Source organism: Geomonas oryzisoli, assembly GCF_018986915.1.
Lineage (GTDB): Bacteria > Desulfobacterota > Desulfuromonadia > Geobacterales > Geobacteraceae > Geomonas > Geomonas oryzisoli.
Genome location: NZ_CP076723.1, coordinates 2,974,129 through 2,985,940 on the forward strand (window position 1 = coordinate 2,974,129; position 11,812 = coordinate 2,985,940).

Sequence of the window (11,812 nt, forward strand, 5' to 3'; positions counted from 1 at the left end):
CTCCGTTATTTAATGAATGAGACACAAACTATTTTCAACACGGTCACTTCCGCTAGCCGCTGGATTTATTGTGCTTTAACGCGGACCAGATTCTGCAAAACATAGGTTTGAATAACGTGAACAAACCTGGCAAGACGGGCATCGCACACCTCGTCCACGACACCTAAAAGTCCCAACCAACCTACGATACCGCCCACCACCGTCAGCGCAAATTTGACGCCTAAGGCAACTCTACAATCGAGTTGCAAATTACAACGAAGCACCTACACGTTCAAAATACTGTTTTTACGCAGATATATTCGCACAAGCCGCGACTGCGGTAAAAATGTACCAATCGTTTACGTTAATGTCAACCATAAATAAAACGGAATTCTACGTTGAACATATTTTTCTTTCTCGCCGGCAGCTTCCGCACGGATTCCGGACATGGAGTATTGGTTGACAAAACCCGGGGCTTCCTTGAGAATGTCTCAATTTACGTAAAGGTGAAGCGGATGACGAATGGGCAGAAGGAAGGCGAGAACATCGTCTCTATCAGCGACTTGGCGAAGGAGTTGGGACTGACAACGAGGACCCTGCGTTACTGGGAAGAGGTAGGGATAATTGACTCGGTGGAGCGGCAGGACGGCGCCACCAGGGGGTACACCCCCTACTATGTCAGAAGAATACGATTCATCATGAAGCTCAAAGAGTTGGGGCTGACCATCAGGGAGATGCAGGATCTCTATACCGCCTACGGCGACGCAAAGCAGACCGAGAAGATGATCCCGCGTCTCATCGAGACTCTCGACCAGCATGTCGCCAAGGTGGATGAAAAGATGGCGCAGCTCGCGTCGCTGCGACAGGATATCGTGGGGTATCGACAGAAGATGATGAAGCAGTTCGCGCTGGCCAAGGAAGCCGAGCAGTAAGGTAAATACAGGCTATGGGGCACCGGCTACCGGTCCTGCAGTGTTTCCTTCAGTTTCCGGCCCAGCGACTGCAGGTCGAACGGCTTCTGGATGAAATGCCGTCCCTCGTCCACGACACCGCGCTGGGCCACTAGATCCCTCGTGTACCCCGACATGAAGAGCACCTTCAGACCGGGACGGAACGACTCGATGACGTCGACCATCTCCTTGCCGTTCATCCCCGGCATGACCACGTCGGTGAGGATCACGTCGATGCGCGTGCCGCCGTCCCTGCAGATGGCGATGGCGTCGTCGGCGCCCGAGGCATGGATCACGGTGTATCCCAGGTCTCTCAGGGCGCGCAGCGTCATCTTGCGGACCAGGGCGTCGTCTTCGACCAGCAGCACGGTACCCGAACCTGCCGGCGCGGCGTCGTGGGCCGCGTTCTCCCCGACCGCGGCGCCCCCGGCAAACCTGGGGAAGTTGATCTGGAAGATGGTCCCCTGCCCCGGTTCGCTGTACACGTTGATGAAGCCGTTGTGCTGCCGCACGATGCCGTACACCGTCGCGAGCCCCAGCCCCGTCCCCTTCCCCACCTCCTTGGTCGTGAAAAAAGGTTCGAAGATGCGGTCGATGGTGTCGCGGTCCATGCCGCAGCCGGTATCGCTCACCGAAAGCTGCACGTAATCCCCCGGTGAGGCGTCCAGGTGGTATTGGCTGTAACTGCTGTCCACCGTGACGTTGGCGGTCGCCACGGTGAGTACCCCGCCGTTTTCCATGGCGTCGCGGGCGTTGACGGCCAGGTTGACCAGGATCTGGTCCAGTTGGGTCGTGTCGGCGTTGACCGGCCAGAGCTCGGGGTCGGGCTGGAAGGTCATCTTGATGTCTTCGCCGATCAGCCGCCCCAGCGTCTTCTGCATCTCGGCGAAGTGCTCGTTGAGGTTCACCTCCCGCGGCGCGATCACCTCGTTGCGCGAGAAGGCCAGCAGCTGCCGGGTGATGTCACTGGAGCGCTTGGCGGCGTGGATGATCTGGTCCAGGTCCTGCCACAGGGGGGTTCCCTCCTGGGCGTCGCGCAGCGCCAACTGGGCACACCCCAGGATGACGCTCAGCATGTTGTTGAAGTCATGGGCCACCCCGCCGGCAAGGCGCCCGATCGACTCCATCTTCTGCGACTGGAACAGCTGGGTTTCCAGCAGCTTGCGCTCGGTGATGTCCTCCTTCACCGCCAGGTAGTGCGTGACCATCCCCTTTTTGTTCCGGATCGGTGAAATGGTGGCGTGCTCGGAGAAAAGCTCCCCGTTTTTCTTCTTGTTGAGGAACTCCCCTTCCCATACCTTGCCGCTGGTGATGGTCTGCCAGAGCCTTTCGGATTCCTCCGGGGCGCCCTTCCCCGACTTCAGAAAGCGCGGATTCCTCCCCATCACCTCTTCCAGCGTGTACCCCGTCAACTGGACGAACTTGGGGTTTACGAACTCGATGCGGCCTGAGGTGTCGGTGATGACGATCGAGACCGGGCTTTGCTCGACCACCTGGGAGAGCTTGCGTAAGGCATCCTCGTCCCGCTTGCGCTCGGTGATATCCTGCATGATTCCGTCGATGTAGGCGAGCAAACCGCTGTCGTCGAAGGTGGGCCGGGTGCTCAGGTTGACCCAGATCCTGCTGCCGTCGTTGCGGTAGAATTCCACCTCGAAGTTCTTCACGTTTTGCCGCTGGCTCATCAGTGCGTACAGCTCGTCGCGCCGTTTCGGGTCGACGTAGAGCTGCGGCCCGATATCCACCACGTTTTCCAGCACCTCCTCCGGGGTCTGATAGCCGAGGATGGCGGCGGTGGCGAAGTTGCAGCTGAGAAACTTCCCCTCCGGCGTGGTCTGGAAGATCCCCTCCATGGCGTTTTCGAAGATGCCGCGGTACTTCGCCTCGGCAAGCCGCTCCTGCTCCAGCGCCTTCTTCATGCCGGCATAGTGGATCAGGTTCTCGATCGCCGAGGAGAGCAGCCCCACGAAGTTCCCGATGCCGAAGAGGGCCTCCTCGCTGTCGCTGACCCTGCGGTTGAACTCGGCGTTCTCCTCGGAGTTTCCTACCGCGACCAGCACGGGGGGGTCGGAGGGGTTTCCCAGCGCGCAAAGGAGGTATTCGTTCATCAACAGCTTGGCGCGGTACTCGGAGAGCGCGTGCTGCCGGGAGCCTTCGGTGCAGATGCGGTAGGTCTCGCCGCTGAAAAGCGGCGCAAGAAACGGGGCCTTGCGGGGGATGCTCAGGGAGGAAACGGCGCTTTCTTCCTCGTGGTCATAATAGCCGTCGCAGGCGCAGACCGCATAGGCGGCGCCGTCGTCGCTTTTGTGGAAGAAGAGCACGCGTTCATAGTTGAGGCTGTTGGTGACGTAGCCGGTGGCAAGTTCGAAGATGGCCGGGAGCTCGGTACAGGTCGACAGCTTCCGGCTCAGGTCGTAGAGTTCGCTGTACTCCTTGACCTGGGCGTCCAGCTTCTCCTGGTAGTCGTAGAGCCTGCTCTCGGCCTTGACCAGCCTTTTCACCTGCTCCGACAGGATCTCGTTCTCCCGGCGCAGCTTCTCCAGCTCGGCTGCCTGGGTCATGTCTTTTCCCGATTCGCTCATACGCTACGTTCTTTCAGCTTCAGTACACCGCGGTAACGACTGAGGTGAAGTTGTGGAAACAGTTGTACTTCCGGATCGGACCGATCTCGCCATAGGTGTACAACCCCAGCCAGGGCACCTTTTCGCCCAAGTCGCGCTGCAGGGACTTGACCAGCTCCATCCGTTCCTGCTCCTTGAAGACCACCCTCCCCCGCCCCATGCATTCGAACTGCAGCACGAACTTGGGCGGGTCGCCGCAGAGCTGTTCCTTGATCTGGCGCGGTATCGAGCGCAGGCCGTTCATCATCAGTTCCTTGTCGCGACGCACGATCCAGAGCTCGGTCCCCTCGCTCACGTCGGACTGGATGGTCACCGAACCTTCACGCTCGTCCTTGTCCGTTATGTACCGGATGAAGTACTCCTCGTACCCCTGGCGCAGGTGTTCGGGAGTCTTGAAGCCCAGGCAGAGGTTCAGGGTCGCCTTGTTCCACTTGATGGACCACTCCTCGTCGAGGTACTCCTTGAGGACCTCGAGTGCCGGCACCCCGTCGATCTCGTAGATGATGTTCCCCTTGCTGCGGGTTATGGTCCGCTTGGTCCCCACCGGAACGCAGCCGTGGTTGATCCCCCACGCGACCTGCCCCTGGCCCGACATGACCACGCAGCAGGCCCCGTCGCTGAGCACCTCGTCGTCGTGGTACTGGTAGGTCTTACGGGAGGCCCAGTTGTCCGCCGCGAGTCCGCCGAAGATCGGGAGCCGCGCCGACGGGGAGAGGACCCCTTCGAAGGCCGCGACGAAGGGATCGAAGTCGAAGTCCAGCCCGTCCGCCAGCAGGAAAAAGGCACGGCTGTCGGATGCCACAAGGGGCGCGACCTTTTCCGCCAGCCGCTCGCCGGCCAGGGCACCCCCTATCCCCGCTATCGAGGCGATGCCGAAGCGGAGTTCGTCGGAGGCGATCACCATGACACCGACGGCGAAATTGGTCTCGGCGACATCATCCTGTGCGATGATGCCTTCGCCCGAGCAGCCGCACAACGGCGCCCCGGAGGTCGCCTCACGGATGGACGCGATCAGCCTCTGCTGATGGTATCCCACCGTGGCGAACACCAAGACGAAATCAGGCTTGGCGATCCCCGCCCGCTCCAGCGCGGTCCGGGCCGCCTCGTGACCCGCCTCGACCGGGTTCTTGCGCATACTGAACCCTATTCCTACCGACGTCCCCATCACATCCTCCTACCACAGGGGTAAAGACGAAAAACGTTTCAGAACCGGTGCCCCAAGCCCAGGTGCAGCGCGACGTCCGGTGAGGCGCCGACGGTGACGTCCTCGGAGAGGGCGATGTCCAGGGTGGTGCGCGGCGAGAACGCGACGGTCCCGCCGAAGATGAGCTGCATGGCCCCGGAGCTGAGCTCCGAGAATTCGCTGTCCCGGTAGAAGGCGCTGTGCCCGGAGAGCTGCGCCTTCAACGCGAAAGATTGTGCGGGCGACCAGCCAAGGCCCAGGGTGCCGAAGCCGACCAGGTTCTGCTGCTGCTCCTTCAGCACCTCTCCGTCGGACATGGCCAGGGCGCCGCCCGCGGCGAATACGGTAGCGTGCCCCCATCTGCCGGGCAAGGCGTAGTCGCTGCTGCCGGTGAGCCACAGGGCGAAGTCGGTGCTGCCGCTGCCGGTGAGGCGGGAACTGCTTCCCGTGGGAAGCTTGAGGCTCGCTCTCAGCGCCAGCGCCACGGGGTTGTCGCCGCCGCCGTGGTAGAGCTGCCAGGCGCCGTTCAACCTCACATCACCCAGCCTCACTCCCGCTTCATCCATCTCCAGGCGCTGCCGGCCGTCCTTCGCGTAGGCGAAGCGGAGCTCCCCCTTGGGCGCACCGGGCCGTTGTCCCTGGGGGAGGCCGAAGAACTCGTGCCAGTCCTCGATGAAGCCGTCGAAGATGCCGCCGTTGTAGGCCACCAGCGGCACATCCATCCCCAACTCCAGATTCGGTACGACGCCGTAGCGAAGGGCGAGGGTGATCCGTTCCCCCTCGCCGTCGACAAGGAGCGTCTCGCGCATCGTTTCCCGCTTCAGATAGCTGTTCGCCACATCGACGGCGAGGAGCGTCCAGGCCTTCCCTGCCGGCTGCACCACGGCGTTTTCGGCGGCAGGAAGACCGTAGATCTGAACCAGGGGACTCTGATTGAAGGTGTAAAAAGGGGTGATCGCCAGCGGCTCCCCGTGGCAGGGGCCAACGGACAGCGCCACCAGTACCACCGCCGTGAACAACATTCTCTGTATCGACAGCTCGCGGGTCAGGAAGAAGGATCGGCTAGTCATAGAAGGTCCGGTCAACGGGTAGATACGTATACAGTTCCACAGATGGTACATGAGCTTTGAGGCAATGGCAAACTAATGTGTCACAGCTCTACCATCTCCGTCAACCGTTGCGCTTTTTGCCGATGCCGGTCACAGAGACGCAAAAAAGGCTGTCCGCTGCCGGACAGCCCTCTTCGATGCTTACCCGCGCCAGGGGTGGGGATTAGTGATACTGTTCCCTTTCCTCAATATTTGACGATAACTCCGACACTTTTTCCTCAGCGTAGTCGCGCCCTCTGCGCAGGTTTCTGTTCAGCTTGTCCTGTACGTCCTCGGTCAGGCCTTTCATCTTGGCGATGGCATCGCCGGTCACGTCGGAGACTTTCTCCCTCATCTCATGCCCGGTCTTCGGGGCGTAGAGCAGGGCGAGTCCGGCACCTACCAATGCCCCTGCCGAAAAACTGACTACCTCAGCCGTCGTGCTCGCATGTCTTCTCATGATGTCCTCCTTTGCTACCGCCCGCTACACTCTGCGGGTCCTGTGGGTGTACCAGTAGTTACCCAGCGCCGCTCCGATGGTTGTCGCCAGCCCGTGCCAGGCGACCTTCTTACCTTCCCTTGGGGAGCCGCTTTTTTCCGAGGCCCTTTTGCCTCCCAGGAACGCCTTGGCGGCAGAGAGTGCCAGCCCCAGCCCCGATACCGACACCTTCCCGGCTTGTCCTTTACCACTGCCACCGCCGAACTTGCGCATCAGCAGCCACATCGCGCCGGCACCGACCGCGCGGACCGCGGCCGGAACCGGATGCACCTCCACGACGTGCTTCCTGCCCGGCCTGATGTTCATCCGCTCCCGCACCCGGCTGTTCCCCAACAACATCAGCAGTGCGCTCCCCCCCACCAGCGACGCCTGCACCGTCGTCCGCTGGGCCAGGTCGAGTGCTTTGGCGATACCCTGCCAGGCGAAGAGTTTCGCCTTGCGCAGCCCCTGCCGTTTCAGGTAACGCGGGGAGAGTCTCTCTTCGAGGCTGTGCACCGTGTGCGTTATATCGCTTTCCGTATGCCGGATTTGCTCGCGGATCCTCTCCGGCGACTGTTCGTCAACCTTAACGTTTTCGCCCATTGTACCGTCTCCTTCAAAGCCCCCACCGTCTGCTCGGGCTTCGCATCCATCTCCTTGACGTCCTTGCCGGCTTTAAGAACCAGAACCGCTCCGATGGCGATCAACCCCACAGCCACCAGGAGCGCTGCCCCCCACGCGGGCATCACCGTAGCCAGCCCCAGCACGATCGCCGCCACGAGCACCAGGAACCCCGTATAGAGGAGTACCCCGCCTACCCCGACCGCGGCGGCGTCCTTCGCCACAGCCACCACCTTCTCCTTCATCTCCGCCGTGAACAGGTCCAGTTCCTGCCGGAAAAGCAGACGCACCTCGCCGGTCAGTTCTGACACCAGTTCGCCAATGCTCTTTTCACCTTTATCCGCCATGGCCGCCTCCTTTCGCCGCAGGAAGATCTCGTTTTCGCCACAACAATGATTGGTACAAATTAATGTTAAGGAATTTGCTTTTTAATTGCAAGTTCATTGGCGGGAAGCCCAGTGGAAGAGGCGGGCCGTTCGCCGCGCGGGAATGGAGCGGGCAAGGTGAGCCTGCGGGACGGCTCGCTGCGGCCGGCGGTCATGGTAGTCCATGGAAAATGGAGAGAAATTGTGTTACTGTCGCACCCCTCCGACCGTATACACAATTTGCTGGAATATTTTTGCCGGCGAGTCCACAATTAAAAAAACTCAACCGGCTCTACTGCCGCAACTTTTATTGTTATGTAAGGAGAAGGAGCGTGTCATGAGTACCAAAAAGGAGTTCACCGCGTATACCCCCGATGAATTAAGAGAGCTCTACCAGGAGAATCCCGCACTGTTCGACCAGTTGGCTGATCAAGCACTGAAAAACGCCTGCCGGGCGAGGACCCCGGAGAAGACCCTGAAACTCCAGCAGATGCAGTGGTCGATGACCATGCAGATGCGCCGGGCAAGCAGCAACCTCGGGCGGATGCACATCATGGAAAACATCTTTTACACCCAGGTCTACGGCAAAAACGGGCAGTTGGAGCAGCTGGTCGACAGTTGCAACACCCTGTTGCGGGCCATAGGCAAAAAACAGCAGATCATGGGGAAGGAAGAAGAGGAGAGCGTCAAGCTACGCAGGGTTTAAACGGTGCAGCGTAGCGCCGCCCCCCTACCAACTTCAAAAACAAAAGGAGCCGCAGAGCAGCATGCATATCAGTACATGCTGCTCCAGCGGCTCCTTGCCTTTCCATCTGCGGCTTACATCACCTTCCGGCGCAGCAGTCGGCGAAGAATGAATCAAGGGCGGCGATCCACTTCTTCCTGGTGTCATCCGCCACGAAGCTCGCCTCGAAGCTGTTTCGCGCCAGCAGGTATGCCTCCCTCGCGCCTAGTTCGGGGAGCGCCGCGAAGGTCGCCGCGTAGTTATCGTTGAGATAGCCGCCGAAGTAGGCGGGATCATCCGAGTTGATGGTGGCGACGATCCCCTCGGTGAGCAGGCGGCCCAAGTTGTGCCGCGCCAGTTCCGGAAACACCGCCAGCTTCACGTTGGACAGCGGGCACACCGTCAGCGCGACCCGCTCCGCCGCGAGCCGGGTGACCAGTTCCGGGTCTTCCAGGCAGCGCACCCCGTGGTCGATCCTTTCCGCATGCAACAGGTCCAGGGCGTCGCGGATGTACTGCGCCGGCCCCTCCTCACCGGCGTGGGCCACCAGCCTAAGTCCCAACTCCCGGCAACGGCCGAATACGGCGGCGAATTTCTCCGGCGGGTTGCCGCGCTCGCCGCTGTCCAGGCCGACGCCGATGAACTTGTCCCGAAACGGCAGCGCCTGCTCGAGGGTCTCAAACGCGTCCTCCTCGCTCAGGTGGCGCAAAAAGCAGAGGATCAGGGATGCGGAAAGCCCCAGTTCCTCGCGCCCCCGCTGGACGGCCCGGTCCAGTCCGTTGATGACCGCCGCCATGGGCACCCCCCTGGCCGTATGGGTCTGCGGATCGAAGAAGATCTCGGTGTGCACCACGTTGTCGGCCTTGGCCCGGACAAGGTAGCTCCACGCCATAGCGGAGAAATCTTCTTCCGTCTGCAGCACCCCGGCTCCGGCGTAGTAGATGTCGAGAAAACTCTGCAGGTCGGTGAAGGCATAGGCGGCACGCAGCGCCTCGACCGACGGATACGGGAGATCGACACCGTTTTTTTGGGCCAGTGCGAAGATCAGCTCGGGCTCCAGGGAGCCTTCGATGTGGATGTGCAGTTCCGCCTTAGGCATGCGGCGCAGGATGGAGGCCAGCTCCTGACGGGGGATCGTTTCCAGGTTCATACTCTACTCCGTGTTGGTTCGGTTTGCTGCGTCCGAAGGCGCGGACGGGGATAGTGCCACAACCGTCCCGACACGACAAACACCTTTCGCGCCGGAGAGCATTATAAAAATTCAACCCTCTCTATCTACATCGGACGACTGATACCTTTATCAGCGACGGCCACTGATCCGGTAGAAGGTCGGGGTTGAGGTCCATAGTCCTTTGACAGGCATTTTTTTGTAGTATACATTGCGCGTCAATTTGGAAGCGCAATTCACCGCCGCCATGAGCACGGATTACACCTCGTCTTCCAGGTTACACCGGGTTTTCCAGCCGGGCAACCTTGTCATAGAGTAATCCCGCGGGCGCCGCCGTGCACATAGCCGCTTCGATGCCCACTCCTCTCTCAAGTGTCGCCGCATTGTGCCGAAACAATTGATACAGGCGCAGATTTTGGCCGTTGCGGCTCCGTTACAGGGCCACAACGGAAGCGAAAATGGTTCCGCATGGAGAAAACGATGCCCAGGATTTGGTTCCTTAACAGCCTGCTATGCCTACTGGTCCTGGTCTGCCTGCTGGGGACGGTGACCGATGCCGCCTGCACCGAGACGAAGCCCGCGAAGAAAATCCTGATCCTCAACTCGTACCACTCGGGGTACAAGGGGTCCGACGACGCCGTCCAGGGCTTTACCGAGACACTGCTTCGGTCGCTGCCGGAAACCGAGATCCAGATCGAATACCTGGACTCCAAAAACAACAGCGGCAAGGAGTACGACGCACGCGTCCTCGATCTGCTCAAGTTCAAATACCAGCAGCACCGCTTCGACCTCATCCTCTCCACCGACGACTATGCCTTCAACATCATCGAGCGGTACAGGGAAGCCCTCTTTGACTCCACCCCCGTGGTCTTTTGCGGCACCAACTCCTTCGACCGATCCAGGCTTTCCGGCAAGAGCGGCATCATCGGCATCGACGAGCGTCCCAGTTTTGACGCAACCCTTGCCCTCATCTTCTCCCTCCATCCCGGAACCAGCAACATCGTTGTCATCCGCGACGATTCCGTCACCGGGCAACTGAACGACATGGAGTTCAAGAAGGCAGCCTCGCAACTGCCGGGCAAAGCCACCTTCTCCGACTGGGCCGGAATGCAGCTGGACGAGCTCACCGGTCGTGTCATGCAGCTTAAACCCGGCAGCGTCATCGTCTATTTCGCGTCCTTCGTGCCGGACAGAAACGGCGACCGGGTCTCCAGCAACGAGGCGTTGCGCCGAATTTCCGCCGTGAGTCCCGTCCCCGTGTACGGCGGGTGGGAGTTCAACCTCGGCAAAGGCATCGTTGGCGGCAGGCTGTTAAACCTTCACGAACACGGGGCCGCAGCGGCGGCACTGGCGGTGCGGGTGCTCAAAGGAGAGTCCATAGACCGCCTCCCCCCGGTTTCGCCGAGCCCGAACAAAGACATGTTCGACTACAACGAGCTGCGCCGCTTCGGGATTCCCCAGGCGAAGCTGCCAGCGGACAGCATCGTGGTCAACAGGCCGCCCGGATACCTCTGGAGCCATCGCGTCGACATACTGGCGACGATATCCGTGCTGCTTTTACTGGCGCTGGTCACGAGCTTCGTCAAGCTGATCAACAGCCGGAAGAACCTGAAGGTACACCGGGACGCCCTGATGCAGCGCAACGTGGAGCTCGAACAGGCCCTTTCAAAGGTAAAGGTATTGGAGGGGATCATCCCGGTCTGCATGTACTGCAAGAAAGTAAGGAAGGACGAAGAGAGCTGGCAACAGATGGAATCGTACATATCCCAGCATACCGAGGCCCAGTTCAGCCACGGTATCTGCCCGAGTTGCTTCGACGACAATTTCTCGAGCAAAAAAAAGAAGTAGCAGGATCCATCACCGCGGCATCAGCGCGAAGACACCCCACCCCAAGTATTCACGCGTGTAAGCGGCGTAGCGCTCGGGTTCCGAGGTCAGTGCGGCTCGGACTTCTTTCGCGAAGTCGTCATCGGGATTGGCTTCGAGCCATCGGCGCATGGTGAGCCACTTGGCCGCCTCGTATCGATCCCAGCTGTCCTGGTCCGCCAGAACCATTTCCACGACATCGTAGCCGAGGCCGCCGAAAGACGCCAGAAGTTCTGGCAGCAGAAGAAAGTCGGAGATCGAGCCGGCGTGACACTCTTTAGCGACATCTTCGGTCGGCGGTAACTGCCGCCAGTAAGGTTCGCCGACAAGGATGATCCCCCCCGCGCCCAGGCTCTGTGCCAGAAGCGCGATGGTACCGACGACTCCCCCGCCGATCCAGGTGGCACCGATACAGGCCGCCACCCCGACCTTCTCGACAGAGACGTATCCCGCAGCATCGCCATGGATGAAGTTGACTCGATCGGCGACGCCGAGCTCTTCGGCACGGAGTTTGGCTTGCTCGGAGAACAACCGGCTCATGTCGATGCCGGTGCCGACGACTCCGTAATCGCGCGCCCAGGTACACAGCATCTCCCCCGAACCGCTGCCAAGGTCGAGCACTCGGGTCTCCGGTTCCAGACGCAGTGCCGCGCCGAGAGTGGCAAGCTTTTCGGGCGTGAACGGGTTATGGACGCGGTGAGCACTTTCGGTGATGTTGAAGATCCGTGGAATGTCCATGTGGTTCCTCCTCCTTTATTCGTTCCCAGCCACC

Annotated in this window: 11 protein-coding genes; 3 read left to right on the plus strand and 8 right to left on the minus strand. The window is 60.5% G+C overall.

Annotated features, from left to right (window positions below):
* Window positions 1-494 precede the first annotated feature (494 nt).
* Window positions 495-911 (plus strand): MerR family transcriptional regulator, encoded by a 417-nt coding sequence (locus tag KP004_RS13000; protein ID WP_216798960.1) that lies wholly within the window; start codon window positions 495-497, stop codon window positions 909-911.
* A 26-nt stretch (window positions 912-937) separates the two neighbouring features.
* Here KP004_RS13000 and KP004_RS13005 read toward each other — a convergent pair whose 3' ends face one another.
* From KP004_RS13005 to KP004_RS13030, 6 genes are all read right to left on the minus strand, one after another.
* Window positions 938-3,508 carry a hybrid sensor histidine kinase/response regulator gene (locus tag KP004_RS13005; protein WP_216798961.1) on the minus strand — a complete coding sequence of 857 codons (2,571 nt, stop codon included), beginning with the start codon at window positions 3,506-3,508 and terminating at the stop codon, window positions 938-940.
* A gap of 19 nt (window positions 3,509-3,527) precedes the next feature.
* Window positions 3,528-4,712: an FIST signal transduction protein gene (locus tag KP004_RS13010; protein ID WP_216798962.1), complete on the minus strand. Its 1,185-nt coding sequence runs from the start codon at window positions 4,710-4,712 to the stop codon at window positions 3,528-3,530.
* A gap of 38 nt (window positions 4,713-4,750) precedes the next feature.
* On the minus strand, window positions 4,751-5,800 hold the full coding sequence (locus KP004_RS13015) for a DUF3187 family protein (RefSeq protein WP_216798963.1): 1,050 nt from the start codon (window positions 5,798-5,800) through the stop codon (window positions 4,751-4,753).
* 202 nt (window positions 5,801-6,002) lie between these two features.
* Window positions 6,003-6,278, minus strand: coding sequence for a YtxH domain-containing protein (locus tag KP004_RS13020; RefSeq protein ID WP_239026801.1), 276 nt, complete (start codon window positions 6,276-6,278; stop codon window positions 6,003-6,005).
* A 24-nt stretch (window positions 6,279-6,302) separates the two neighbouring features.
* Entirely contained in the window at window positions 6,303-6,899 is a 597-nt protein-coding gene (locus KP004_RS13025; protein WP_216798964.1) for a DUF3618 domain-containing protein, read from the minus strand.
* The gene (locus KP004_RS13030) at window positions 6,821-7,264 is read right to left on the minus strand and encodes a phage holin family protein (protein WP_216798965.1); all 444 of its coding nucleotides are present in this window, start codon (window positions 7,262-7,264) and stop codon (window positions 6,821-6,823) included. Before KP004_RS13030 ends, KP004_RS13025 begins: the two co-directional genes overlap by 79 nt.
* Before the next feature lie 355 nt (window positions 7,265-7,619).
* On the opposite strand from KP004_RS13030, the gene KP004_RS13035 reads away from it, so the two are divergent.
* A complete protein-coding gene (locus KP004_RS13035) occupies window positions 7,620-7,988 on the plus strand; it encodes a DUF3135 domain-containing protein (protein ID WP_216798966.1) in 369 nt (122 codons plus the stop codon).
* Window positions 7,989-8,106: 118 nt separating this feature from the next.
* On the opposite strand, the gene KP004_RS13040 is transcribed toward KP004_RS13035, so the two are convergent.
* Window positions 8,107-9,156: an adenosine deaminase gene (locus KP004_RS13040; protein WP_216798967.1), complete on the minus strand. Its 1,050-nt coding sequence runs from the start codon at window positions 9,154-9,156 to the stop codon at window positions 8,107-8,109.
* A 498-nt stretch (window positions 9,157-9,654) separates the two neighbouring features.
* Between KP004_RS13040 and KP004_RS13045 the strand changes: the two genes are divergently transcribed.
* Window positions 9,655-11,022 carry an ABC transporter substrate-binding protein gene (locus KP004_RS13045; protein WP_216798968.1) on the plus strand — a complete coding sequence of 456 codons (1,368 nt, stop codon included), beginning with the start codon at window positions 9,655-9,657 and terminating at the stop codon, window positions 11,020-11,022.
* 9 nt (window positions 11,023-11,031) lie between these two features.
* Here the strand turns inward: KP004_RS13045 and KP004_RS13050 are convergent, their stop codons facing one another.
* Window positions 11,032-11,778, minus strand: coding sequence for an SAM-dependent methyltransferase (locus tag KP004_RS13050; protein ID WP_216798969.1), 747 nt, complete (start codon window positions 11,776-11,778; stop codon window positions 11,032-11,034).
* Window positions 11,779-11,812: the final 34 nt, after the last annotated feature.

Bases quoted from the DNA above. Each gene is read 5' to 3' on its own strand.
- KP004_RS13020 (WP_239026801.1), bottom strand. From the start codon at position 6,278: ATGAGAAGACATGCGAGCACGACGGCTGAGGTAGTCAGTTTTTCGGCA.
- KP004_RS13050 (WP_216798969.1), bottom strand. From the start codon at position 11,778: ATGGACATTCCACGGATCTTCAACATCACCGAAAGTGCTCACCGCGTC.
- KP004_RS13040 (WP_216798967.1), bottom strand. From the start codon at position 9,156: ATGAACCTGGAAACGATCCCCCGTCAGGAGCTGGCCTCCATCCTGCGC.
- KP004_RS13005 (WP_216798961.1), bottom strand. From the start codon at position 3,508: ATGAGCGAATCGGGAAAAGACATGACCCAGGCAGCCGAGCTGGAGAAG.
- KP004_RS13030 (WP_216798965.1), bottom strand. From the start codon at position 7,264: ATGGCGGATAAAGGTGAAAAGAGCATTGGCGAACTGGTGTCAGAACTG.
- KP004_RS13010 (WP_216798962.1), bottom strand. From the start codon at position 4,712: ATGGGGACGTCGGTAGGAATAGGGTTCAGTATGCGCAAGAACCCGGTC.
- KP004_RS13015 (WP_216798963.1), bottom strand. From the start codon at position 5,800: ATGACTAGCCGATCCTTCTTCCTGACCCGCGAGCTGTCGATACAGAGA.
- KP004_RS13045 (WP_216798968.1), top strand. From the start codon at position 9,655: ATGCCCAGGATTTGGTTCCTTAACAGCCTGCTATGCCTACTGGTCCTG.
- KP004_RS13000 (WP_216798960.1), top strand. From the start codon at position 495: ATGACGAATGGGCAGAAGGAAGGCGAGAACATCGTCTCTATCAGCGAC.
- KP004_RS13025 (WP_216798964.1), bottom strand. From the start codon at position 6,899: ATGGGCGAAAACGTTAAGGTTGACGAACAGTCGCCGGAGAGGATCCGC.
- KP004_RS13035 (WP_216798966.1), top strand. From the start codon at position 7,620: ATGAGTACCAAAAAGGAGTTCACCGCGTATACCCCCGATGAATTAAGA.